Source organism: Curtobacterium sp. NPDC090223 (assembly GCF_044746585.1).
In the GTDB taxonomy this organism is placed as follows: Bacteria; Actinomycetota; Actinomycetes; order Actinomycetales; family Microbacteriaceae; genus Curtobacterium.
On sequence record NZ_JBIVCN010000004.1, the window covers coordinates 44,252 to 68,433 of the forward strand.

A 24,182-nucleotide genomic window follows, 5' to 3' on the forward strand; every position below is an offset into this window, starting at 1 on the left:
GACTCCAGCGCACCTGCCGTCCGGGATGTCGGGCACGGCCAGGCTGCGGGTATGGAAGCTCCTCCGCACGCGCTGCTCATCCGCACCCCGACCACGCTCGTGGACCCCGTCCGGCTGTTCCACGGCGCCGCCGTCGAACGGGGCCAGTGGGAGACGCTCGGGCATCTCGAGCGTCGGCGACTCCTAGTCCGCGGCCGGTACGCCGCGCTGCGGTCACCCGGTGTGGTCTCCCACCGCTCCGCCGCGGCGCTCTGGGGGCTGCCGGACGTCGACCGTCCAGATGCCCGCCTGCACCTGATCGACGCGCGGGTGCAACGGACGCACAGCGGCCGCGGCGTGGTCCGGCACGTCGCCCCGCTCGCTCCTGCCGAGACGACGACCGTGGACGGCGTGCCGGTGACGTCCCTCGTGCGCACGGCAGTCGACGTCGCACGGACGGGGTCCTCCGCGCAGGGCGTCGCGGTGTTCGACCACCTCCTGCACCGGCAACTCGTCACGCGGGACGAGCTGGAACAGGTCCTCGGCAGGCTCGGCGGACGTCGCGGCGTCGGCAGGGCCCGGGATGCGCTGGCGTTCGCCGATCCCCTGGCCGAGTCCCCCGGCGAGTCCATCAGCCGGGTGACCGCTCGGGAGCTCCGGGTGCGCGCGCCCGTCCTGCAGCAGGAGTTCGACACCGACGTCGGCCGGTTCCGCGTCGACTTCTGGTGGCCAGAGCACGGTGTCGTCGGGGAGTTCGACGGGCGTGTGAAGTACGCCGACCACGACGCGCTGTGGGACGAGAAGCTCCGGGAGGACGCGCTGCGCCGGCACCCGGAGGTCCGGGCGGTGGCACGGTGGACGATGCGCGAGGCCGTATCGCCCGCCGCACTCGCCCACGTGCTGCTGCGAGCCGGGGTCCCGGTACTCCGAGCGGCAGGGGGAACACCGCGGCGCTGAGGCGCTGAGCGCGGGCGCGCGGACTACGCTCCGGGCATGGTCAGCGCCGTCTCTCACACCTCGATCGACTGCCGCGACGCGTACACGCTCTCGGAGTGGTGGCGTCAGGTCCTCGGGTACCGCGACGACCCGGACGACCCGAACCAGCCAGGGCACGAGGAGTGCATGATCCTGGCAGCGGACGGCTCCCACCGCATCCTGTTCATCGAGGTACCCGAACCGAAGTCCGTGAAGAACCGGATCCACTTCGACCTGCGCCCGACCGATCGGACGCGTGACGCCGAGGTGGAGCGGCTCCGCGGGATCGGCGCGGTCGAGCTCGCGGACCGGAGGACCCCGGCCGGCGGCTGGGTCATCCTGGCCGACCCCGAGGGCAATGAGTTCTGCGTGCTCCGGTCCCAGGCCGAACTCGACGCCACCGACCGCTGACGCAGCCTCCCGCGCGCCGGCCACACTCGCCTGGCCGGCCGCCCCGCGCGCCGGCCACACTCGCCGCGCCCCCGCACCACCCGGCCGCGCCCGGCAGCCCCGCTCGCTGGCCCCGCGAACCCCAGCCCACCGCCGAGCTACACCGCCCAGCCACACCCCGCCGGCACCGCCTTCGTCCCGAGACACCGGGGACTCCTCGAAACGCCCCCGAACACCGCGGCGTCTCGAGAAGACCGCGGCGCCCCAAGGGCACCGCGGCGCCACCCGAACACCGCGGCGCCACCCAAACACCACGGCGCCCCAAGGGCACCGCGGCGCCACCCGAACACCGCAGCACCACCCGAACGCCGCGGCGCCCCAAGGACCCGACGGCACTCAGGAAACAGGCCCCCAGGAACCCGCCGCGCCAGCCAACCCACACACAACGCAACACGCACGCACAGCCGGACGACCTCCCCGCCGCTGATCCCGAACATCCGCACAGCTTTCGTCACGGCTCGGTAACGAAACACTTTCCGTACCGCCCCGTCACACGGGCGAAACACCCGGACCCTACTTTTGCTCGCATCCCCACACGGAGGCGTCGCACTCGACCCGATGCGACAACAGCCCCCGTGCCGAGAAAGGGTTCCACGGATGATCAGAACCACCCGCGCCACCACGGCGCTGGCACTGGCGGGAGTCGCGGCGGTGCTGCTCGCGGCATGCTCGACCTCCGGCAGCGCCGACCCGTCGTCGTCCGCCTCCGCGTCCAAGAAAGACCCGGCGGCCAGCTGCGAGGCCCCGTCGTCGCCCGGCACCGACGCACTGAAGATCGGCACGATCCTGCCCCTCACGGGCTCGCTCGCCTACCTGAACCCGCCGGCCGAGGCCGGTGTGGGCCTGGCGGTCGACGACATCAACGCGGCCGGCGGTGTGCTCGACAAGGACGTCACCATCGACCCGCAGACGGACTCCGGCGACAGCACGGACATGACGGTGTCGAGCTCGGCGGCGTCGAAGCTCGTGAACGCCAAGGTCCCGGTCGCGATCGGCGCCGAGTCCTCGTCCGTGACGCTCAACGTCATCGACCAGCTCACCAGCAACTGCATCGTGGAGATCTCCCCCGCGAACACCGCGTCCGACCTCTCGGGCTACTCGTCGTACTACTACCGGACCGCTCCGCCGGACTCGGTGCAGGGTTCGGCGCTCGGCCAGCTCGTCACGGGTGACGGCAACGCCAAGGTCGCGTTCCTCGTGTTCAACGACACGTACGGCACGGGTCTCCGCAACTCCGTCCAGGAGGCCGTCGAGTCCTCCGGTGGCCAGGTCGTCTACGGCGCCAAGGGCAAGGGCCAGGAGTTCCCGCCAGGGCAGACCACCTTCTCGTCCGAGGTGACCGCGGCCCTCGCCGCCAAGCCCGACGCGATCGTCGTGCTGGCGTTCGACGAGACCAAGTCGATCATCCCGGAGCTCGTCTCGCAGGGCTGGGACATGTCGAAGGTCTACATGTCGGACGGCAACACGGCCGACTACTCGAAGGACTTCGACAAGGGCACGCTGACCGGTGCGCAGGGCACGATCCCCGGCGCCTCGCCGAAGGACGACCTGAAGCAGCGCCTGGCCGCGTACTACAAGAAGTCGTCGGGCAAGGAGCTCGCGGACTACTCGTACGCTGCTGAGTCCTACGACGCCACCACCCTCGCCGCGCTGGCCGCGGTGAAGGGCAAGGGCACCGACTCCGGCACGATCCAGGCGAACATGGACAAGGTCTCCGGGGTCGACGGCGGCACCGAGTGCTCGACGTTCAAGGACTGCAAGGCCCTGCTGGACGACGGCAAGGACATCCACTACACGGGCCCGTCCGGCATCGGTCCGTTCGACTCGAACAACGACCCGTCGAGCGCCTACATCGGCATCTACAAGTTCGACGGTGACAACAAGCCGGTCTACCAGAGCGCCATCCAGGGCTCGGTCAAGAAGTAGCCGCACCGCACCACCACGAAGCGACAGTTCTCCGCGGACGATCCGCGGAGAACTGTCGTTTCCGCGTGGGGGCGCGAACGCCGGACGGGAGGCCCGGCTCGGCTCCGTCAGGCCGGCACCGCTGGTGCCGTGGTGCGGCGGGCACGGCGCGCGGCCAAGAACGAGTCCGTGGAGAGGATCACCAGGGCGACCCACACGATGCCGAAGCCGATCCACCGCGACGTCGACATCGCCTCGTGCTGGATCGTCACCCCCACGATCAGCTGCATCACCGGCGTCAGGTACTGGGTCAGCCCGAGCGTCGACAGCGACAGCCGCCGGGCCGACGATGCGAAGAGCAGCAGCGGGACGGCCGTCGCCGGACCCGCCCCGATCATGATGAGCGCGTGCACCCAGCCCGCGCCGCCGAACGTGACGCCGCCGCCGATGCCGGTCACGCCGAGCACCACGAGCGTCACCACCGCGACCGGTGTCAGCCACATCGTCTCGATCGTCAGCCCGGACAGGGCGTCGACGGTCCCGCCGACGCGCTTCTTCACCAGGCCGTAGAGCCCGAAGGAGAACGCCAGCACGAGCGAGATCCACGGCATCTGCCCGTAGCCGACCGCGATCACGACGACCGCCAGGATGCTGATGCCGACCGCGGTCCACTGCGCCGGACGGAGGCGTTCGCGCAGCAGCACGACCCCGAGGGCGATCGTGACGAGCGGGTTGATGAAGTACCCGAGCGCCGCCTCGACCGTGTGACCCGTCGTCGTCGCGATCACGTACACGGTCCAGTTCACGACGATGAGCACCGCGGCGATCGCCATCACGCCCATCACCCGACGCTGGACGATCAGGGAACGCGTGCGCAGCCACGAGCGCGTGACGAGGATCGCGATCGCGCAGAAGCCCAGCCCGAAGACGATCCGCCACGCGACGATCTCGAACGCGCCGCCGGGCGCCATCGCCGCGAACAGCAGCGGCATCAGCCCCCAGAGCCCGTAGGCGACCACGGCCTGCACGACGCCGACCGATGCTTCGCTCCTGGGCACGCGCTCCGTCACGGACCAATGCTACGGACACGGCGAACGCCCCGGCAGCACGAGGCTGCCGGGGCGTCCGACGGGTGGAACTGGTGTCAGTGCTCGATGACCGCGAGGACGTCGCGAGCCGAGAGGACCAGCAGGTCCTCGCCCGAGTACTTGACCTCGGTGCCGCCGTACTTCGAGTAGATGACCTTGTCGCCGACGGCGACGTCGAGCGGGACGCGGTTGCCGTTGTCGTCGATGCGACCCGGACCCACGGCCACGACCTCGCCCTCCTGCGGCTTCTCCTTCGCGGTGTCCGGGATGACGAGACCGGAAGCGGTGGTCTGCTCCGCCTCGACCTGACGGATGACGATGCGATCTTCGAGCGGCTTGATGGTGACGGCCACGGTGACCTCTTCTTTCTCGGTACTGACTCGGTACAGATGAAAACCGGTTGGCACTACGCACACGAGAGTGCCAGGTCCAACTGTAGGGGGCCTCTGGCACTCGGTCAATCCGAGTGCCAGTCCTCCTGGTGATGACAGGATCGTCTCATGGACGCCACCGAACTCGCTCAGCTCCTGACCCCGGACGGGATGGCGCTCCTCGACCGGACGCCCGCCGTGTCCGACGACGGCGAGATCGTCCGCGTGGTGTCCCGCCTCCGGGCCGAGGGACACGACCCCCGCCTGGTCGCCGCGGTGCTCACGCAGGCGAAGCTCCGGCTCAAGGCCCGTGGCAAGTTCGGGGACTTCGCGAGCCGGATGCTGTTCACCGAGGCCGGCCTCGAGCAGGCGACCCGGCTCTCCGTCGCCGCCCAGCACGCCGGGCGGTTCGCCGCGGCCGGTCTGCACCGGGTGGCGGACCTCGGCTGCGGGATCGGCGGTGACGCACTCGCGATGGCTGCCCTCGACCTCGACGTCACGGCGGTCGACCGGGACGAGGTGACGGCGGCGGTCGCGACGCACAACCTCGCACCGTGGCCGGACGCCCGCGTGGTGCTCGGCGACGCGGCGACCTTCGACGTGTCGAGCGTCGACGGCGTCTGGATGGACCCGGCTCGCCGCACGTCCGGACACACGAACACCCGCCGGCTCGCGGACCCGGACGACTGGTCGCCGTCGCTCGACACCGTGTTCGCGGCCGCGACGACCACCCCGACCGGCGTGAAGCTCGGTCCGGGCATCGACCGCGACCTGATCCCGGACACGGCAGAGGCACAGTGGACCTCCGTCGACCGGGAGGTCGTCGAGCTCGCGCTCTGGTTCGGCCCGCTCGCACGCCCGGGTGTCCGCCGCGCCGCGACCGTCATCGGCGCGCACGGCATCGCCGAGCTGACCGGGGCCACGGACGCCGAGGACGTCGAAGTCGGCGCGATCGGCGCGTACCTGTACGAGCCCGACGGTGCGGTCATCCGGGCGCGGCTGATCGGCGACCTGGCGCGCTCGATCGACGGCCGGATGCTGTCGGAGGGGATCGCCTACGTCACGTCCGAGCAGGCCGTGACGACGCCCTTCGCGCAGGGGTTCCGGGTGCTCGACACGATGCCGCTCGACGTCAAGCAGCTCGCTGCTCGCCTGGCCGCGGAGGGCGTCGGCACGGTCGAGATCAAGAAGCGCGGCGTCGACGTCGACCCCGCCCAGTTCCGGAAGCGCCTGCGACTGCGCGGTGGCACACGGCGGATGACCCTCGTCCTCACGCGGCTAGAGGGCCGGCACACCGCGGTGCTGTGCGAGCGACTCAGCTGACGAACGCGCCGGAGTCCGAGCCGTAGTCGGTGCCGTAGTCCGAGTACCCGCCGGAGTGGCCGATCGCGAACACCACGACGGCGATCCAGAGGATCCAGATGCCGGTCATCACCCAGCCGGCGATGATGCCGGTCAGCGCGAGGCCACGGCCCTGCTCACCGGTCTGACGGATCTTGCCGAGCGCCACGTGGCCGAGGATCGCGCCGGCGGGGCCGAGCAGGATCGCGATGAAGAAGAACGGCACGGCACCGAGGCCGAACACGATCGACAGGATGGCCAGGATGCTCGTCTTCGGACGCTGTCCGTACGGCTGGTACCCGGTGTTCGCGTAGTCGGCGGGACCGGCGTACGGGTTCTGCTGCGCGTAGGGGTTCTGCTGCTGCGCGTACGGGTTCGGCTGCGGCGCGCCGTAGGGGTTCGGTTGCTGCGGCGCGGCGTACGGGTTCTGCTGCTGCGGCCCGCCGTACGGGTTCTGCTGCTGCGGCCCGCCGTACGGGTTCTGCTGCTGCGGCGCGCCGTACCGGGGCGCCTGCGGCGCGCTGTACGGGTTCTGCTGCTGCGAGGCGTCCGGCCCGTTCGGCTGCTGCTCGTCCGGCTTCGGCCACTGGTTCTGATCGGACACGTTGCACCCCTCCCGACGGCCCGTGCGGTCGTCCGTTCGATCCTGCCACACGAGCGCACGAGCAGGACGCGAGCGCGCAGCAGGACGGGAGCACGCAGCAGGGCGCAAGCGCGCAGCAGCCTCAGACCTGGACGGTGGTGACCGGCAGCGTCGAGTCCGCCGCGATCCCGAGGTCGCTCGGCGCGTGTCCTCCGGCGACGAGCCGGGCTCCGACCGCCGCGATCATCGCACCGTTGTCCGTGCAGAGGTCGAGGGGCGGGATGCGGAGCTCGACCCCGGCCTCCTGGCAGCGGGCCTCGGCCACGGCGCGGAGCCGGGCGTTCGCGACGACCCCACCCCCGAGGAGCAGCCGGGGCACCCCGGTGTCGCGGCAGGCGTTCAGCGCCTTGGTGATCAGCACGTCGACCACGGCTTCCCGGAACGACGCGGCGACGTCGGCCACGGGGACCTCCCGGCCCTCGTCGCGGCAGCGTTCGACCCACCGCGCGACGGCGGTCTTCAGCCCGGAGAACGAGAAGTCGTAGCGGTGCGCCGCCATGTCCTTCGGCAGCGTCAGCCCGCGGGGGAAGCGGATCGCCGTCGGGTCGCCCTCAGCGGCGGCCCGGTCGATCTGCGGTCCGCCCGGGTACGGCAGCCCGAGCAGCCGCGCGACCTTGTCGAAGGCCTCTCCGGCGGCGTCGTCGATGGTCTCGCCGAGGAGCTCGACGTCGTCGACGAGATCACGGACGAGCAGCAGCGACGTGTGCCCACCCGACACCAGGAGCGCCACGGTCGGCAGCTCCAACGCGCTGCCGTCGGCACGGAGGACGTCCGCCCCGACGTGTCCGACCAGGTGGTTCACCCCGTAGAGCGGCTTGCCGGTGGCCACGGCGAGCGCCTTCGCCGCACCCACGCCCACCATGAGCGCCCCGGCGAGGCCCGGCCCGGCGGTGACGGCGACCGCGTCGAGCTCGTCGAGCGTCACGCCGGCCTGCTGCAGCGCCTGGGTCAGGGTCGGGGTCATCGCCTCGAGGTGTGCGCGCGCGGCGACCTCGGGCACGACACCGCCGTAGCGTGCGTGCTCCTCCATGCTGGACGCGATGACGTTCGCCAACAGGGTGTTCCCGCGCACGATGCCGACGCCGGTCTCGTCGCACGAGGTCTCGATGCCGAGCACGAGGGGTTCAGTCATCGAGGATCTCCTGTCCGATCGGACCGGTCCGGCGGGTGGCTGCGGGTGCGAGCGCTGCCCGCATCACCCATGCGTCCACGCCGTCCGGCTGGTAGTAGCGCGGCCGGGTGGCGATGTGCTCGAACCCGAACGCCGTGTACATGGCCTGGGCGACGGGGTTGTCGGCGCGGACCTCGAGGAAGACCTCGGCCACGCCGCGGCGACGGGCCTCGTCGAGCAGCTCGGTGAACAGCACCCGGCCGATGCCCTGCCCCCGGTGCTCCGCCGACACCGCGATGGTCTGCACGTCGGCGACGGGGTTCCCCGCGAGCGAGGACAGTCCCGCGTACCCGACGATCGTCGGCGCGCCGTCCTCGGTCGTCTCGACGACGACGTAGTACCCGTGCGGCGAGTACAGCTCGCCGGACATCTGGGACGCGGACCAGGCGTCGGTGGGGAACGAGGCGTGCTCGAGCCACATCACGTCGTCGAGGTCCTGCGGGTGGGCGCGCCGCAGGCGCAGCCCGTCGGGCAGGGTCACTGCTTCACCCGCTTGGGCGCACCCGGCACCGTGACGTCGGGGTCGCGGAGGTAGAGCGGCAGGTCCTCGGCGAAGGGACCACCGGAGGCGAGCCGGTCCGCGGCGAGCGACCCGAGCCTCCCGGCCGGGATCGTGGCGGCGGTGACCCGCCGTTCCGGACCGGAGGCTCCGAGCACGTCGTCGAGATCCGCCGGCTTCGCGAGTCCGGGACCCCCGACGCGTGTGCCGGTCTGGTCGTAGACGCTCCAGTAGACCTCGCGACGGCGGGCGTCCGTCAGGACGACCAGCGGTCCGGCTTCGTCGGCGGCGACGGCGTCGTGGCTGACGAGCGGCAGGAACGGGACGCCGCGTGCCGCGGCGAAGGTGCGTGCGGCGGCGATGCCGACGCGGAGTCCGGTGAACGGCCCCGGGCCCATGCCCGCGACGACTCCCGTGACGTCGGCCGGGGTGATGCCGGCGTCTTCGAGGACGCCCTGCAGGAACGGGCCGATGACCTCGGCGTGCCGTCGGGTGTCGTCCGTCGAGCGTTCGGCGAGCACCTGACGGGTCTCGGGGTCGACGACGGCGACGGAGGTCCCGGCGGAGGTGTCGATCGCGAGCAGCACCTGTCCATCGTAGGCGGACAGAACCGCTGGTTCGCCCTCGCTCTGGGGGCAGCACGGCGCTGTCGAGCGCGCCGATCCGGCCGACAGGGGGCTGTGCGAGCCGTTCGGGTCGGCTCGCACCTCCAGGGAGTGACAGCTCATGCAGAAGCGCTTCACCAGGGCGGCCGTCGCCGCCGTGATCCTCACCGCAGCCCTCGTCGCCGCGCCGATCGGGGACGGCGGGGCCGCGCAGGCCGCCGTGCCGGTCGGCAACATCGGGAAGTTCAAGCAGACCTTCCGCGAGGACTTCACCACCACCGCGGCCGCCAAGGGCAAGTTCGCCAAGACGTACGCGAAGTCGTGGCAGCCGTACCCGGACGGGATGGGCAACGGCATGTACTGGTCCGGCTCGCAGATCAGCGCGCACGGCGGGGTGATGGACGTCACGCTCGACGGCAAGCACGGCGCCGCCGGCACCTTCGGCACGCCCACCGGCGCATGGGGGCACGTCGGCGGGAAGTTCTCCGTCCGCGCCCGGGCGATCGGCGGCAAGGCGAACGGCGCGGCGTTCATGCTGTGGCCGACCTCGAACGTGTGGTCCGAGGGCGAGATCGACTACCCCGAGAGCAACTTCGAGGACAGCCCGATGCTCCACCACCACTCGATGGTGAGGGGCAAGGAGGTCAACGCCGTCAGCACCTCGACGCGCGTCAAGTGGACAGACTGGCACGTCTACTCCGTCGAGTGGATCCCCGGGAAGTCCGTGAAGTACATCGTCGACCGCAAGGTGGTCAACACCGTCACGAAGGACGTGCCGAAGACCGCGCACCGGTACATGTTCCAGGTCGGGAACTGGGGCGCGGCCGGCCACCTGTACATCGACTGGGTCACGACGTACGACTACAAGCCCTGACCGCGTGTCCCCTGGTCGGGGGACTTCCGAGCTGGCGAATCCTTGTGATACGTCATCGAATCTGCTTAGAGTGCACGCCGGGTCGAGATCCGACCGTGCGGCGCTCGTGGGGACGTCTGCCGCAGTCACGTCAGGGAAATGACATCCATGCAGACACGTACCAAGCGTGCGGCCCTCGTCGCCGCCGTCCTCGGCGCAACACTCGTCGCCGTCCCGTTCGGCGGGGCATCGACCGCGGTCGCCGCGACCACCTCCGTGACCGGAGCCCGGTTCGAACAGACGTACGGCGAGGACTTCGCGACCGACGCCGCGGCGGGTGGACAGTTCGCCCGGCAGTACGCGGACTCCTGGCAGCCGTACCCGGACGGGACCGGCGGGATGTGGTTCTCCGGCTCGCAGATCAGCGCGCACGACGGGTTCATGGACGTCGCGCTCGACGGCCGCCACGGTGCCGCCGGGACCTTCGGGACACCGGCCGGTGCCTGGGGCCACCAGGGCGGCAAGTTCACCGTGCGGGCGATGGCCACGGGCGGTGACCGCAACGGTGCCGCGTTCATCCTGTACCCGACCTCGAACCGCTGGGCCGACGGCGAGATCGACTTCCCGGAGAGCAACTTCGAGTCGACGCCGATGGCGTACCAGCACCTCATGATCCCGGGACTCGAGGGGCTGTCGTACAGCGCCAGCACCGGCGTCTCCTGGCGCGACTGGCACACCTACTCGGTCGAGTGGATCCCGGGGCAGTCCGTGACCTACCTCGTCGACGACCGGGTCGTCCAGCGGGTGACCTCGGACGTCCCGACCACGCCGCACCGCTACATGTTCCAGGTCGGCAACTGGGGCGCCTCCGGGCACCTCTACATCAACTGGGTCAGCATGGCCGAGTACGTGGGCTGATCTGGTGTCCGGGGAGCAGACGCTGGACGACGGCCCGTTCTTCCACGGGACGAAGGCCGACCTGCGGGTCGGCGACCTGCTGACGGCCGGGTTCCGGTCGAACTACCGGCCGGAGGTCGTCATGAACCACGTCTACTTCACGGCGGTCAGTGCCGGTGCCGGGCTCGCGGCGGAACTCGCCGCGGGCCCCGGCGAGCCCCGCGTCTACCAGGTCGAGCCGACCGGGCCGTTCGAGGACGACCCCAACGTGACCGACCGGAAGTTCCCGGGCAACCCGACCCGGTCCTACCGCAGCACGGCGCCGATCCGCATCGTCGGTGAGGTGACGGACTGGACGCGGCTGACGCCGGAGGCCCTGCAGACGTGGCGGGACCGGCTCGCGGTGCTCCGGACCGAGGAACGCGGCGCCATCATCAACTGACGTGACACCGGCCGACGGCGCCCGTCAGAGTGCGACGCCGGTCCAGCGTGGGCCGGTGGCCGTGACGATGACGCGGCGGGGTTCGTCGGGGACGTCGTCCGGATCGAGGTCACCGACGTCGGCGGCCGTCTCGGCACCGGTCGCGCGGACGATCTCGACGTCGAGCACGCTGTCGGTGATGCCGTCGACGAAACCGCGCCCCCACTCGACGACGACGATCGACGCGTCCCAGTCGAGGTCGAGGTCGTCGAGCTCCACCGGGTCGGACAGCCGGTAGGCGTCCACGTGCACGAGGTCCGGGCCGGACGTCGTGGGGTGGGTCCTGGCGAGCACGAACGTCGGGCTCGACACCTGACCCCTGGCCCCGAGCGCGGCCCCGAGCCCCCGGGTCAGGGTCGTCTTGCCGGCGCCGAGCGGCCCGGTCAGGACGACCAGGTCACCGGCTCGGAGCACCGCGGCGAGCCGGGCGCCGAGCGCGCCCATATCGTCGGTGCTCCCGACGGTGGTGTCGAGCAGGACGGTCACGGGTGGTCGCCCCGCAGGTACTCGCCCACCCGGCCCTCGACGGAGTGGCCTTCGTAGACGCGCGGGACCCTCGAACCGATGCGGCAGACGATCTCCTCGCCGATGGTGCCGAGGGCGTCGCCCCACTCCAGCACGGTCATCTCGTCGCGCTCCCCCGTGCCGAACAGCACCACGGTGTCGCCGACCCGGACGTCGTCGTCGCCGACGTCGACCAGGAACTGGTCCATCGCGACCCGGCCGGCGATCGGGTACCGCTTGCCGCCGATCGTCACCGCGAGCCGGCCCTGTGCGGCACGCGGGACGCCGTCCGCGTAGCCGACCGGCACGAGCGCCAGGGTGCTCTCGCGGTCGGTGCGGTACGTGTAGTCGTAGGAGACCCCGGTGTCGACGGGGACACGCTTGGTCTTCGCGACGGAGGCCGTCAGGGTCATCACGGGTTCCAGGCCGAGGTCCGCGGCCGAGACGCCGTCCGCACCGGGGATGCCGAACAAGTTCGCCCCCATCCGGACCATGTCCTTGCGGAACTCCTTGCGCTCGAGACCCGCGAGCGACGCCGCCACGTGCTCGATCGGGATGTCGAGCCCGAGGTCCTCCGCACGCTCGATCGCGTCCTCGAACAGCGACACGGCGGCACGGTCGTCGTCGTCCGAGGACTCCGCCAGGTGCGTGTACGCGGCGACGACCTCGATCCGCCCGGCGCGCTGGGCGTCCCGCGCGGCCTCGACCAGGGCGGGCCAGTCGTCGACGGCGGAACCGTCGCGGTGCAGGCCGGTGTCGATGCCGAGGTGCACCCGTGCCGGACGCTGGTCCACCGCGTCCACGACCCGCTGCAGCTCGGCGACGTTGGAGACGCCGAGGTCCACGGCGGAGTCGATCGCGTCGCGGAAGTCGAGGGCCGGGTCGTGCTGCCACGTGAAGAGGTGGACGTCCTCGCCGACGCCGATCGACCGGAGGCGGAGGGCGGCCGGGACCGTCAGGACCCCGATCCACCGGATGCCGGCGTCGACGGCCGCGAGGGCGATCGGCTCGAGGCCGTGCCCGTACGCGTCCGCCTTCATCACGGCCATCACCTCGACCGGGTCCATCCACTCCCGGACCCGCTCGACGTTGGCGCGGTAGGCGTCCAGGTCGATCTCGGCCTGGCGCAGGGGCGCGCTCACGTCGTCCTCCGTTCGATGCTCCGGCCGAGCCGGGCCACCACCTCGTAGTTGATCGTGCCGACGGCCGACGCCCAGTCCTCGACCGCGGGGTCGCCGTTCGCCGGGTCGCCCCAGAGGACCACCTCGTCACCGACCGCCACCTCGGCGTCGCCGATGTCGACGTGCATGGCGTTCATCGCGACCCGGCCGACGACCGGGAAGCGCCGGTCGCCGATGCGGACCGAGACGTGGTTGCCGAACGCGCGGTCGAAGCCGTCCGCGTAGCCGAGCCCGATCACCGCGAGCCGGGTGTCCGACTCCGCGCGCCACGTGTAGCCGTAACTGACGCCGTCACCCGCCGGCACGACGACCGTGCGGAGCACCGCGGCCGTCACGCGCATCGCCGGGCGCAGGCCGAGGTCGGCGGACGTGCGGCCCGCGAACGGGCTGAGCCCGTACAGCGCGATGCCGACCCGGGCCAGGTCGCGGCGGGTCTCCGGCACGGCGATGCTCGCGGCGCTGGCGGCGAGGTGCACCACGTCCGGCACGATCCCGCGCGCCGACAGCCCGTCGAGCGCCCGCTGCAGTGCGGCGTCCTGGTCGAGGTCGTCCGTGCGGGAGGCGTTCGCGAGGTGCGACATCAGCCCCTCGACCCGGGTCCTGCCACCGTTCCGCGCGAGGCGGCCGGCGGTCTCGAAGAGCTCGGGCCACTCGGACTCGACGGCGCCGTTCCGGCTGAGTCCGGTGTCGACGCAGATGTGCACCGCGGGCACCTCGGAGTCGGAGGCGGCGGCCAGCTGGGACACGCTCGACACCGCCGGGGTGATGCCGTACTGGGCGGCGCGGCGGAAGTCCTCGTCGGGGGCGTGCAACCACGCGAGGATGCGGACGCCCTCGTCGATGCCGGCCTGCCGGAGCGCGATGCCCTCGTCGATGTCGGCGACGCCGAGCCACTCCGCGCCGGCGTCCACGAACGCCTGGGCGGCATCGGCTGCGCCGTGGCCGTACGCGTTCGCCTTGACGACCGCGATGACGCCGGACGGGGCCACCTGTTCGGCGACCGTCGCGTAGTTGGCGATCAGGGCCTCCCGGTCGACCGTGATCCCGGTGAACGCACTCAACGCGACCTCCTGTCAGCGATCAGGGGCTGCGCAGTCCACCCCTGGTCGACGGTGAACGCACTCAACGAACTGTTCCTTCCAGCACCACGAAGGCCGTGGCGATCCCCCCATCATGGGAGAGCGACAGGTGCACCGCCGTGACGCCACGCGCGTCGGCCACCCGCCGGGCACCCTCGTGGAGCGTCAGCGACGGGTTCCGCTGGTCGTCGGAGACGACCTCGAGCTCCTGCCAGCTGAGCCCGGCACTCGACCCGAACGCCTTGATCAGGGCCTCTTTCGCGGCGAACCGCGCCGCGAGGGACGCGATCGGCCGCGGCTCGCCGTCACGGACGAGCTCCGACGTCGTGAACAGACGCGTCCGCATCGCGGGCGTCCGCGTCAGGACCCGCTCGAACCGCTCCAGGTCGACGACGTCGACCCCGATCCCGATGATCACGACCGACTACTCGACGGTGACCGACTTCGCGAGGTTGCGCGGCTGGTCCACGTCGAGGCCCTTGGCCGCGGCGAGCTCCATGCCGAACATGTGCAGCGGCGCGACGGCGAGCAGCGGCTCGAACAGCGGCGTCGCGAGCGGGATCCGCAGGACCTCGTCGGCGAACGGCAGGACCGCGGCGTCGCCCTCTTCGGCGATCGCGATCACCCGGGCGCCGCGGGCGCGGATCTCCTGGATGTTCGACACCACCTTCGGGTGCAGCGAGCGGGCATCACGCGGCGACGGGACGATGACGAAGACGATCTGCCCCGGCTCGATCAGGGCGATCGGACCGTGCTTCAGCTCACCGGCGGCGAAGCCCTCCGCGTGGATGTAGGCGAGCTCCTTGAGCTTGAGCGCACCCTCGAGCGCGATCGGGTACCCGACGTGGCGACCGAGGAACAGCACGCTGCGGGTGTCGGCCATCCACTTCGCCAGCTCGGCGACACCGGAGGCGTCCTCGATGGTCTGCTGCAGCTTCGCCGACAGCCCCTCGAGCTCGGCGACCTGCTCGGCGATCTGCTCGGCCGTCATCGTGCCGCGGAGCGTGGCGAGGTGCAGCCCGAGCAGGTACAGCGCGACGCCCTGCGCCAGGAAGGCCTTGGTCGACGCGACCGCGACCTCGGGGCCGGCGTGCGTGTAGATCACGGCGTCGGACTCGCGCGGGATCGTCGCGCCCTGGGTGTTGCAGATCGACAGGACCTGCGCGCCCTGCTCGCGGGCGTACTTGACCGCCATGAGCGTGTCCATGGTCTCGCCGGACTGGCTGATCGAGACCACGAGCGTGCGGTCGTTCAGCACCGGGTCGCGGTACCGGAACTCGTGGGCGAGCTCGACCTCGACCGGGACGCGGGCCCACTGCTCGATGGCGTACTTGCCGAGGATGCCGGCGTACGCGGCGGTCCCGCAGGCGATGACGATGACGCGGTCGACCTGCTGCAGGCGCTCCGCGATCGGGTCGAGGTCGTGCAGGGTGACTGCGCCGTCGTGCACGCGACCGAGGATCGTCTTCGCGACGGCCTCGGGCTCCTCGCTGATCTCCTTCGCCATGAACGAGGACCAGCCGCCCTTGTCCGCGGCCGACGCGTCCCAGTTCACCTCGAACTCGGTGGCCTCGGCGGGGGTGCCGTCGAAGTGGATGACGTCGACGCCGTCCGGGCGGATCGTGACGATCTCGTCCTGCCCGATCGACAGCGCGCGCTGCGTGTACGCGACGAACGCGGCGACGTCCGAGCCCATGAAGTTCTCGCCGTCGCCGAGCCCCACCACGAGCGGCGAGTTCCGGCGGGCACCGACCACGACACCCGGCTGGTCGGCGTGCACGACGAGGAGCGTGAAGGCGCCCTCGAGCCGCTGCACGGTCTGCTGCATCGCGCTCGTCAGGTCACCGGTGGCGCGGAACGCCCGGGCGACGAGGTGCGCCGCGACCTCGGAGTCGGTCTCGCTGAGGAACTCGACGCCCTCCGCGACGAGTTCCGCGCGCAGCTCGGAGAAGTTCTCGATGATGCCGTTGTGGATGAGCGCGAGCTTGCCACCGTCGGCGAGGTGCGGGTGCGCGTTCTCGTCGGTCGGGCCGCCGTGGGTCGCCCACCGGGTGTGACCGATGCCGGTGCCGCCGTCCGCGATCGGGTGCGTCTCGAGCTCGTCGACGAGGGCCTGGAGCTTGCCGGCCTTCTTCGCTGAGGTCAGGTCGCCGGACGGGTCGATGACCGCGATCCCGGCCGAGTCGTACCCGCGGTACTCGAGCCGACGGAGACCACCGAGGAGCACGTCCGTGCTGTTGTTGCTGCCGACGTAGCCGACGATTCCACACATGGGTCCGATCCTACGATGCGCCCGCGACCGCTCCCTGCGAGGTCGCGGATCGTGCGGGATACCGTGATGATCATGGGACGTTTCGACGAGATCGACATCACGACGCTGCACGGTGAACACACCACCTTCGGCGCCTTCGCGGACAAGGCGGTGCTCGTGGTGAACGTGGCGTCGCGCTGCGGCCTCGCGCCGCAGTACGAGCAGCTCGAGGAGCTGCAGAAAACCTACGGCCCGCGGGGCTTCACGGTCCTCGGGTTCCCGAGCAACCAGTTCCTGCAGGAGCTCGGCTCGTCCGAGGCGATCGACGAGTACTGCTCCACCACGTGGGGCGTGACCTTCCCGATGTCCGAAAAGGTCAAGGTGAACGGTGGTGGCGCGCACCCGCTCTACAAGGAGCTGAAGCAGACCCCGGACGCGGCCGGCAAGGCGGGCCGGGTGATCTGGAACTTCGAGAAGTTCCTCGTGGCGCCGGACGGCACCGTCTCGCGCTTCCGTCCGACGACGAAGCCGGACGCCCCCGAGGTCATCGCCGCCATCGAGGCGGCCCTGCCCGCCTGAGCCGTCGAGGCGGCCATGCCCGCCCGGGCCGTCGCGCCCGGCGCGACCACGGCTGCGGACGGGAGGCCCGGCTGACGTCCGCAGCGCGCGTCACGCGCCCACGGCCTCCCGGCTGGCTACGCTCGATCCCATGCCGATCCCGGAGACCGCCGTCGCGCACCCCACCCCCTTCGTGGAGATCCCGCGCGCGGAGTGGTCGCAGCTCGCACCCAAGGAGCACCTGTCCCTCACCGAGACGGAGATCGTCCAGCTCCGTGGGCTGGGTGACCGCCTCGACATGCAGGAGGTGCAGGAGGTCTACCTGCCGCTCTCCCGGCTGCTGACCCTGTACGCGGCGGGCGCGCGGAACCTGCACGCCGAGACCAGTCGCTTCCTCGGGGACCGTGCCGGGCGGACGCCGTTCGTGATCGGCGTCGCGGGCTCGGTCGCCGTGGGCAAGAGCACCGTCGCGCGCCTGCTCCGCGAGCTCACGAAGCGGTGGCCGGACACCCCCCGCGTGGAACTCGTCACGACCGACGGGTTCCTGTACCCGAACGCCGAGCTCGAGCGTCGCGGGATCATGGACCGCAAGGGCTTCCCGGAGTCCTACGACCGCCGATCCCTGCTGCGTTTCGTCAGCCAGGTGAAGAGCGGCGCGACCGAGGTCCGTGCGCCGTACTACTCGCACCTGGTCTACGACATCGTGCCGGACGCCGAGATCGTCGTGCGCCAGCCGGACATCCTCATCGTCGAGGGGCTCAACGTGCTCGCCCCGCCGATGCACGGACGCCTGGCGCTCTCCGACCTGTTCGACTTCACGATCTACGTCGACGCGAAGACCCGGGACATCGAGTCCTGGTACGTCGACCGCTTCCTGGCCCTGCAGGAAGAGGCGTTCTCCAGCCCCGACTCGTTCTTCCACCGGTTCGCGTCGTTGTCGCGCGAGGACGCGGTGGCGACGGCGACCCAGGTGTGGCGGGCGATCAACGAGCCGAACCTCGTCGAGAACGTGCTGCCGACGCGCTCCCGGGCGACCCTCGTGCTCAAGAAGGCCGCCGACCACAAGGTGAGCTCGGTGTTGCTCCGCAAGATCTGACGCGGAGCGCGCGCGCACGCTCCGCGGTGTGGACCGGCGGCGCGCAACGAAAACCCGTTCGAACCACGGACGGCCGTGGTTCGAACGGGTTTCGGTTGCGCAGAAACAGCCGGCACCGCGGGCAGGCGGGCGGCAGCGCCGCGGGCCGCAGCGCCGCGGGCGCCGCCGCGGGCGGCCGCCGCGCGCTACGCCGCGTCGAGCGCCAGGCGCTCCTCGACGACCGCCGCGAGCTCCTCCGCGATGCGCTGGGCGTCCTCCTGCGAGGCGGCCTCGACCATCACGCGCACGACGGGCTCGGTGCCCGACGGACGCAGCAGCACGCGGCCGGTGTCACCGAGCGCGGCCGATGCGGCAGCGACGGCGTCCTGCACGCCCTGGTCGGCCAGCCCGTGCCGGTCGACACCCCGGACGTTCAGCAGAACCTGCGGGAACACCGTCATGCACGAGGCCAGCTCGCCCAGGCTCTTGCCCGTGCGTGCCATCTCGGCGACGAGGTGCAGCCCCGTCAGGATGCCGTCGCCCGTGGTCGCGTACTCCTGGAAGATGATGTGGCCGGACTGCTCGCCGCCGAGCGAGTAGCCGCCCTCGTTCATCTTCTCGAGCACGTAGCGGTCGCCGACGCCGGCCTCGATCACGCTGATGCCCGCTTCGGCCATCGCGCGCTTGAGCCCGAGGTTCGACATCACCGTCGCGACGAGGGTGTCGGCCGCGAGGTGCCCGCGCTCCTGGAGCGACAGCGCGAGGATCGCCATGATCTGGTCGCCGTCGATCGCGTTGCCCGCGGCGTCGACCGCCAGGCACCGGTCGGCGTCACCGTCGTGGGCGATCCCGACGTCCGCGCCGGCCTCGAGCACGGCGCGCGCCAGGTTGTCGATGTGGGTGGACCCGACACCGTCGTTGATGTTCCAGCCATCCGGGTCCGCACCGATCAGGGTCACCCGGGCCCCGGCGTTCACGAACACCTCGGGCGAGACGCCGGCAGCGGCACCGTTCGCGCAGTCGAGCACGACGTGGATGCCGTCGAGCCGGTGCGGCAGCGTGCCGAGCAGGTGCACCACGTAGCGGTCCTCGGCATCGGCGAACCGGGTGATCCGACCGACGCCGATGCCCGTCGGGGTGGGAGCCGACTGGTCGTGCATGGCGGCCTCGATGCGGTCCTCGACCTCGTCGGGGAGCTTCTTGCCGCCGGTGGCGAAGAACTTGATCCCGTTGTCCGGGGCCGGGTTGTGCGAGGCGGAGATCATCACGCCGAAGTCGGCGTCGACGTCCGCCACCAGGAACGCGGCAGCGGGGGTCGGGATGACCCCGGCGTCGAGCACGTCGACGCCGGCGGAGGCGAGCCCGGCCGCGACCGCGGCACCCAGGAACTCACCGGAGACGCGCGGGTCGCGCGCCAGGACCGCGCGGGGGCGCGGTCGGCCGGACGCCCGACGGGCGTCCGCATGGTGTCCGTGCGTGAGCACGGCCGCGCTCGCCTGGGCAAGACCCAGTGCGAGCGCGGCCGTCAACTCGCCGTTGGCGAGGCCACGAACGCCGTCGGTACCGAACAGACGCGGCATTGCATCCTCCGCCGTCGGGCGATCAGCGCTTCGAGAACTGCGAAGCCTTGCGGGCCTTCTTGAGACCGGCCTTCTTGCGCTCGATGACGCGGGCGTCACGGGTGAGGAAGCCGGCCTTCTTCAGGATCGCGCGGTTGTTCTCGCGGTCGATCTCGTTCAGCGTGCGCGCGATGGCGAGGCGGAGTGCGCCGGCCTGGCCGGAGGGGCCACCACCCGTGATGCGGGCGGTCACGTCGTAGGAGCCGAGGAGCTCGAGCACCTTGAACGGGTCGTTGATGAGCTGCTGGTGCAGCTTGTTCGGGAAGTAGTCCTCGAGCGAACGGCCGTTCACCACGAACGAGCCGGAGCCCGGGACGAGGCGCACGCGCGCGATGGCCTCCTTGCGGCGCCCGACGGCACCGCCGGAGACGTTGAGGATCTGACGGGGAGCGGCCTCGGTAGCGGCGGGTGCGCTCTCCGTGGTGAAGCTCTCCGGGGTCTGGTCGAGGGAGTCAGCGATCTGAGCCATGAGTTTTCTCTAGTCCTTGGAAGTCGTCGTGGCCGCTGTTACTGCGAGACCTGGTCGAAGGTGTACGTCTTGGGCTGCTGCGCGGCGTGGGGGTGCTCGGCACCCGCGTACACCTTGAGCTTCTTGAGCTGCTCGCGGCCCAGCGTGTTCTTCGGGAGCATGCCGCGGATCGCCTTCTCGACGGCGCGGGTGGGGTGCTTCTCGAGCATCTCCGGGTAGGAGGTCGCCGTGAGGCCGCCCGGGTAGCCCGAGTGGCGGTAGTAGACCTTCTTCGCGAGCTTGGAGCCGGTCAGGGCGACCTTGTCCGCGTTCACGATGATGACGTAGTCACCCATGTCCATGTGCTGGGCGAAGGTGGCCTTGTGCTTACCGCGGAGGAGCGCGGCGACGTGCGAGGCGAGACGGCCGAGGACGACGTCGGTGGCGTCGATGACGATCCAGTCGTGCTGGACGTCTGCCGGCTTCGGTGAGAACGTGCGAGTCACAGGAGTGCTGCTTTCGTGTCGAGGTGAGGAGTCCGTGAATCCCACTCCGGTTCGGGTTCCGCACGGCGAGGCCGGTGGAACTCCGGGTTGGAGGGCTCATCTGACTGTCCGGCGCACGGGGCGCGCAGACCAAGGTGAGAGCCTACCGGACCGGACTCTCCCCGGTCAAACGCGGGCGTGGCCCGCGCGCCGCCCGCACCCGCAGGGACCCGCGCCGGAAAGTCGTTTCGCGCGTGGGAAGTGGGAACTTCCCACCCTCCACGCGCGATCGCACTTCCCAGCGCGGTCGCGATGGGAAGGAACAGACGGGAGGCCCGGTGCCAGCTGGCACCGAGCCTTCCGTCCGTCGTCTGCCTATGCGGCGCGACGACGGCGCACGACGAGCACACCGGCTCCGGCTGCGAGCAGCAGCAGGGCGGCGGCGATGCCGCCACCGAGGTCCGCACCCGTGAACGCGAGCGCGCCGACCGAGGCCGCACCCGTCGCCGGGTCGATCGTGACCCGCAGGGTCACGGTTCCGGTGGTCGGACCGGTCACGACGATCGTGTGCGTCCCGGCGGACACCGACGCCGGGATCGTCAGCCGGCCGGACAGGTCGCCGTCGGCGTCCGCGGCGATCGTGCCGAGGAGCACCGGGTCGGAGTGCAGCTCGACGCGGGTCCGCTCGTCGGCGGCGAAGCCCGAGCCGGTCAGCGTGAACGTGCCACCGACGCGGAGGTCACCCGAGACGGACAGGGTCGCCGGCGACGCACCGGGCTCCGACGGGTCGGTCGGGTCGGTGCCCGGCTCGGTCGGGTCGGTACCCGGCTCGGTCGGGTCGGTACCCGGCTCGGTCGGGTCGGTCCCCGGGTCCGTCGGCGCGTCGGCGACGTCGAAGCCGACCAGGATCGGGTCGTGGTCGCTCGCGCGGTAGACGTCGTCCGTGTAGAGGATCGACGCGTTGTAGTTGTAGCGGCTGTACTCCAGCGCCACCGACTCGGTCGAGTTGATGTTCCAGATGTCCACGCCCGTCACGGTCGCCAGTGCGGCCGGGGAGGCGAGCACGTGGTCGAGCGAACCGCTCAGACCGCTGAAGACGTACGACCACTCGGACGCGTCCAGGGCGGGGCCGAGGTCCGTGTAGCCGGCGTCGTGCAGGACGACCATCGGGTCCTCCTGGCTGTACGCGTTGAAGTCGCCGAGCATGAACACCTTGTCGGTGCCGTACTGCGTCTGCATCCTCGTCGAGAAGGCGGCGAGCGCCGTGGCCTGCCGCACGCGGTCCGCGTTCGACGCACCCTGACCGTCGCCCTGGTCGGCGTTCTCGCCGGTGCCGGAGCCCTTCGACTTGAAGTGGTTCGCGATCACCAGGAACTCGTCGTCCGCGCTGCCGCCGACCGGGCGGAAGGCGTCCGCGACCGGCTGCCGGGCGTTCGTGAACGCGTCGTCGAGCAGGATCGTCGACTCGCCGGTCGGCGCGACGCGGTCCTTCTTGTAGATGAGCGCGAGGCGGATGACGTCCTCGCTCGCCGGGACGACGGCGGGGGACTTCACGTACGCCCAGGTGTCGGCGCCCGTCGCGGCGTTCAGGGCACCCACCAGGGTGGCGACCGCGGCGTCACGGTCCTGGCCGAACCGGGCCGAGTTCTCGATCTCCTCGAGGGAGACGACGTCGGCGCCGAGGCCGTTGATCGCCTTCACGATCTTCGTCTGCTGGCGCTGGAAGTCCTCCTCCTCCGCGGCACCGCGGGCGTCGCAGCCGGACTCCACCGTGACGGGGTCGCCCGCACGGTCGGTGTAGTAGGTGCAGCCGGTGAGCTGGTCGCCGGTGGTCGGGAAGTAGTTCAGCACGTTGAACCCGGCGAGCTTCAGGTCGCCGCCGACGTCCGCGGGCTTCGCGGTGCGCACGTTCGAGAACGTGGCCGGCAGGTCGGCCTTCGCCGTGGCGCCGGTGATCGGGGCCGTGGGCTGGAAGCTCCACCCGCCGTTCCGGTAGTCCAGGACGACCGGCTTCGTGAAGGTGGTGGCGGCGCCGACCGTGACGGGGGCGTCGTTCGTCAGCCACGGCAGCGGGATGCTCCGCGCCGACTGGTCCGAGCCCGGGTACGGCAGGAAGTTCGTGCTCGCGCCGTCGTCGAGCGTCACCGTGCGGGCGGCGTTGTCGGCCTCGACGGCCTTCGCCGCGGCGCTGCCGGGGCGGGCGACCTCGGTCGGCTGCAGGAGCCGCTTCGTCCCCGAGGCCAGGACGACCTCGCCGTACTGGTTCGTCGTGTAGTTGTCCGCGACGGTGTAGTCGCCCTGCGGTGCCACGAGCATGCTCTCGAGGGACTCGCGCTGGACGTCGGTCGACGGGAACGCGACGACGGCGGGCTGCGGCGCCGGCACGGTGTCGGTGCGCTTCGTCACGTCGGCCGCGCTCGTGACGGTGAGCTCGGTGAGGCCCTTGTACTCGGAGACGGCGCCGGTGAGCTCGAGGTGGTCGCCCTCGTGCACGGAGGCCACGGTCGCCGGGGAGTACACGAAGACCGCGTCGGACGCGGTGTGCGCAGCGAGGTCGATCGCCCCGCCGGTACCGGGCGTCTGCACCGTGTAGCCGTTGAACCCGCCCGTGGCGTACACCGCGGTGACGACGCCGCTCGTGACGACGTTCTTCCCGGCGTACGGCGAGGTGTCCGTCGTGCCCTGCAGCTGCGCGATGGTGACGGGTTCGGCGGGGCCCGCGGGCTCGGTCGGCTCCGTCGGGGTGGTCTCGATCGGCGTCGCGGTCTCGCCAGCGGCGTTCGTCGGGGTGAGGTCCTGCGTCTTGGTGAAGTCCGCCTGGTTGTCGTCCGTGTCGGTCGAGCCCGCCCGGACGAAGGCGTCCGGCACCGAGTTCGCGGTGCCCGCGACGGCGACGTTCGACTCGAACGTGGTCGCGGTCCCCCAGCCGAGCAGGTCGACGACGCCCGCGGTGGTGTCCGTGACCGACCCGGCTGGGAGCGCGACCGCGGCCGTCTGGTCGGCGAGCACCAGGACACCCCCGCCACCGCCCGGGTTCAGGCCGAGCGTCGCGTCGGGTGTCGGCAGGTCGTAGCGCGCGTTCGTGCCGTTGCTGCCGAGCTGCACCAGGTACGTGCCGTGCGCCGGGACGGTCCCGGTCAGCGGCGCTGCCGAGACGTTCGAGCCGGTCGCCGGCGGGCGGTACTGCAGGGACCAGGAGCCGAGGTCGACCGGGGCGTCGGTGGGGTTGCCGATCTCGACGAACTTCTGCGCGGAGAAGGCGCCGGCGCTGCCGCCCTTGACGTAGGCCTCCTGGATGACGAGGCCGGTGCCGGTGGTGTTCGCGCTTGCGGCGGTGACGGAGACGAGTGGTGCTGCGAGGAACGTCGCGGCGACCGTGGCGCACAGCAGAGTGCGTCCGACGTGCTGGGGCATGCTGACCTTCGGTTCGAGAGCGGAAACCCTCAGACCGTACAGACCTGCAGAGTCGCTCAGGTTGCGGTCAGGTAAACCATTGCAGTCGGCACCGTCACGACCCCGACATCAACCGCAGCACCATCACACCCGCAGTGATCGCGTACCAGCCCACGAGATTTCCACGCTTCTTCGCGAACACGAGCGAGAGCGTCCCGGTGACCGCAGCGATCACGGCCCCGACCACGCGGATCGGCCCCGTTTGGTCGGCGACGCCGACCAAGAACAGCGCAAGGGTCGCCACGACGACGAGAGTCGCGACGGCGAACCG

At 71.2% G+C, this 24,182-nt stretch carries 25 protein-coding genes; 9 read left to right on the forward strand and 16 right to left on the reverse strand.

Features of this window, described 5'->3' with window-relative positions:
- Window positions 1–51: 51 nt before the first annotated feature.
- The 3 genes from ACIPJY_RS10195 to ACIPJY_RS10205 all read left to right on the forward strand — a co-directional run bounded on the left by ACIPJY_RS10195 (window position 52) and on the right by ACIPJY_RS10205 (window position 3,330).
- Window positions 52–936 carry a hypothetical protein gene (locus tag ACIPJY_RS10195; protein WP_400465058.1) on the forward strand — a complete coding sequence of 295 codons (885 nt, stop codon included), beginning with the start codon at window positions 52–54 and terminating at the stop codon, window positions 934–936.
- Window positions 937–972: 36 nt separating this feature from the next.
- A complete protein-coding gene (locus ACIPJY_RS10200; protein WP_400465055.1) occupies window positions 973–1,365 on the forward strand; it encodes a VOC family protein in 393 nt (130 codons plus the stop codon).
- A gap of 636 nt (window positions 1,366–2,001) precedes the next feature.
- Entirely contained in the window at window positions 2,002–3,330 is a 1,329-nt protein-coding gene (locus ACIPJY_RS10205) for an ABC transporter substrate-binding protein (protein ID WP_400465052.1), read from the forward strand.
- Window positions 3,331–3,437: 107 nt separating this feature from the next.
- On the opposite strand, the gene rarD is transcribed toward ACIPJY_RS10205, so the two are convergent.
- A complete protein-coding gene (gene rarD / locus ACIPJY_RS10210) occupies window positions 3,438–4,379 on the reverse strand; it encodes an EamA family transporter RarD (RefSeq protein ID WP_400465049.1) in 942 nt (313 codons plus the stop codon).
- A 74-nt stretch (window positions 4,380–4,453) separates the two neighbouring features.
- Entirely contained in the window at window positions 4,454–4,750 is a 297-nt protein-coding gene (gene groES, locus ACIPJY_RS10215) for a co-chaperone GroES (RefSeq protein WP_056121496.1), read from the reverse strand.
- Between the two features lie 147 nt (window positions 4,751–4,897).
- Between groES and ACIPJY_RS10220 the strand changes: the two genes are divergently transcribed.
- Window positions 4,898–6,091, forward strand: coding sequence for a methyltransferase domain-containing protein (locus tag ACIPJY_RS10220; RefSeq protein ID WP_400465046.1), 1,194 nt, complete (start codon window positions 4,898–4,900; stop codon window positions 6,089–6,091).
- Here the strand turns inward: ACIPJY_RS10220 and ACIPJY_RS10225 are convergent.
- The 4 genes from ACIPJY_RS10225 to tsaB form a co-directional block, all read right to left on the reverse strand.
- Window positions 6,084–6,713 (reverse strand): DUF4190 domain-containing protein, encoded by a 630-nt coding sequence (locus ACIPJY_RS10225; RefSeq protein WP_400465044.1) that lies wholly within the window; start codon window positions 6,711–6,713, stop codon window positions 6,084–6,086. The genes ACIPJY_RS10220 and ACIPJY_RS10225 overlap by 8 nt on opposite strands.
- Before the next feature lie 121 nt (window positions 6,714–6,834).
- Window positions 6,835–7,884: a tRNA (adenosine(37)-N6)-threonylcarbamoyltransferase complex transferase subunit TsaD gene (gene tsaD / locus ACIPJY_RS10230; protein ID WP_400465041.1), complete on the reverse strand. Its 1,050-nt coding sequence runs from the start codon at window positions 7,882–7,884 to the stop codon at window positions 6,835–6,837.
- On the reverse strand, window positions 7,877–8,404 hold the full coding sequence (gene rimI / locus ACIPJY_RS10235; RefSeq protein ID WP_400465039.1) for a ribosomal protein S18-alanine N-acetyltransferase: 528 nt from the start codon (window positions 8,402–8,404) through the stop codon (window positions 7,877–7,879). The genes tsaD and rimI overlap by 8 nt, the downstream gene beginning before the upstream one ends.
- Window positions 8,401–9,009, reverse strand: a complete 609-nt coding sequence (gene tsaB, locus ACIPJY_RS10240; RefSeq protein ID WP_400465036.1) for a tRNA (adenosine(37)-N6)-threonylcarbamoyltransferase complex dimerization subunit type 1 TsaB — start codon at window positions 9,007–9,009, stop codon at window positions 8,401–8,403. Before tsaB ends, rimI begins: the two co-directional genes overlap by 4 nt.
- Window positions 9,010–9,148: 139 nt before the next feature.
- Between tsaB and ACIPJY_RS10245 the strand changes: the two genes are divergently transcribed.
- From ACIPJY_RS10245 to arr, 3 genes are all read left to right on the forward strand, one after another.
- Window positions 9,149–9,901, forward strand: coding sequence for a glycoside hydrolase family 16 protein (locus ACIPJY_RS10245; RefSeq protein WP_400465033.1), 753 nt, complete (start codon window positions 9,149–9,151; stop codon window positions 9,899–9,901).
- A gap of 147 nt (window positions 9,902–10,048) precedes the next feature.
- On the forward strand, window positions 10,049–10,798 hold the full coding sequence (locus tag ACIPJY_RS10250) for a glycoside hydrolase family 16 protein (protein ID WP_400465030.1): 750 nt from the start codon (window positions 10,049–10,051) through the stop codon (window positions 10,796–10,798).
- A gap of 4 nt (window positions 10,799–10,802) precedes the next feature.
- Window positions 10,803–11,219, forward strand: a complete 417-nt coding sequence (gene arr / locus ACIPJY_RS10255) for an NAD(+)--rifampin ADP-ribosyltransferase (protein ID WP_400465028.1) — start codon at window positions 10,803–10,805, stop codon at window positions 11,217–11,219.
- A gap of 24 nt (window positions 11,220–11,243) precedes the next feature.
- On the opposite strand, the gene tsaE is transcribed toward arr, so the two are convergent.
- From tsaE to glmS, 5 genes are all read right to left on the reverse strand, one after another.
- Entirely contained in the window at window positions 11,244–11,702 is a 459-nt protein-coding gene (gene tsaE, locus ACIPJY_RS10260) for a tRNA (adenosine(37)-N6)-threonylcarbamoyltransferase complex ATPase subunit type 1 TsaE (protein WP_400465179.1), read from the reverse strand.
- A gap of 38 nt (window positions 11,703–11,740) precedes the next feature.
- Window positions 11,741–12,904 carry an alanine racemase gene (gene alr / locus ACIPJY_RS10265; protein ID WP_400465025.1) on the reverse strand — a complete coding sequence of 388 codons (1,164 nt, stop codon included), beginning with the start codon at window positions 12,902–12,904 and terminating at the stop codon, window positions 11,741–11,743.
- Complete coding sequence (gene alr, locus ACIPJY_RS10270) at window positions 12,901–14,004, reverse strand: alanine racemase (RefSeq protein ID WP_400465022.1); 1,104 nt, start codon at window positions 14,002–14,004, stop codon at window positions 12,901–12,903. Before alr (ACIPJY_RS10270) ends, alr (ACIPJY_RS10265) begins: the two co-directional genes overlap by 4 nt.
- Window positions 14,005–14,065: 61 nt before the next feature.
- A complete protein-coding gene (locus tag ACIPJY_RS10275) occupies window positions 14,066–14,440 on the reverse strand; it encodes a holo-ACP synthase (protein ID WP_400465019.1) in 375 nt (124 codons plus the stop codon).
- 6 nt (window positions 14,441–14,446) lie between these two features.
- On the reverse strand, window positions 14,447–16,294 hold the full coding sequence (gene glmS, locus ACIPJY_RS10280) for a glutamine--fructose-6-phosphate transaminase (isomerizing) (protein ID WP_400465017.1): 1,848 nt from the start codon (window positions 16,292–16,294) through the stop codon (window positions 14,447–14,449).
- A 66-nt stretch (window positions 16,295–16,360) separates the two neighbouring features.
- Between glmS and ACIPJY_RS10285 the strand changes: the two genes are divergently transcribed.
- Complete coding sequence (locus ACIPJY_RS10285) at window positions 16,361–16,852, forward strand: glutathione peroxidase (protein ID WP_400465015.1); 492 nt, start codon at window positions 16,361–16,363, stop codon at window positions 16,850–16,852.
- Window positions 16,853–16,982: 130 nt separating this feature from the next.
- On the forward strand, window positions 16,983–17,927 hold the full coding sequence (gene coaA, locus ACIPJY_RS10290; RefSeq protein WP_400465012.1) for a type I pantothenate kinase: 945 nt from the start codon (window positions 16,983–16,985) through the stop codon (window positions 17,925–17,927).
- A 185-nt stretch (window positions 17,928–18,112) separates the two neighbouring features.
- On the opposite strand, the gene glmM is transcribed toward coaA, so the two are convergent.
- The 5 genes from glmM to ACIPJY_RS10315 form a co-directional block, all read right to left on the reverse strand.
- The gene (glmM, locus tag ACIPJY_RS10295; RefSeq protein ID WP_400465009.1) at window positions 18,113–19,486 is read right to left on the reverse strand and encodes a phosphoglucosamine mutase; all 1,374 of its coding nucleotides are present in this window, start codon (window positions 19,484–19,486) and stop codon (window positions 18,113–18,115) included.
- 22 nt (window positions 19,487–19,508) lie between these two features.
- Entirely contained in the window at window positions 19,509–19,994 is a 486-nt protein-coding gene (gene rpsI, locus ACIPJY_RS10300; RefSeq protein ID WP_400465006.1) for a 30S ribosomal protein S9, read from the reverse strand.
- 38 nt (window positions 19,995–20,032) lie between these two features.
- Window positions 20,033–20,479, reverse strand: coding sequence for a 50S ribosomal protein L13 (gene rplM, locus ACIPJY_RS10305; RefSeq protein ID WP_071292521.1), 447 nt, complete (start codon window positions 20,477–20,479; stop codon window positions 20,033–20,035).
- 354 nt (window positions 20,480–20,833) lie between these two features.
- Complete coding sequence (locus ACIPJY_RS10310; RefSeq protein ID WP_400465003.1) at window positions 20,834–23,872, reverse strand: ExeM/NucH family extracellular endonuclease; 3,039 nt, start codon at window positions 23,870–23,872, stop codon at window positions 20,834–20,836.
- 94 nt (window positions 23,873–23,966) lie between these two features.
- The gene (locus ACIPJY_RS10315) at window positions 23,967–24,155 is read right to left on the reverse strand and encodes a hypothetical protein (RefSeq protein WP_400465000.1); all 189 of its coding nucleotides are present in this window, start codon (window positions 24,153–24,155) and stop codon (window positions 23,967–23,969) included.
- Window positions 24,156–24,182: the final 27 nt, after the last annotated feature.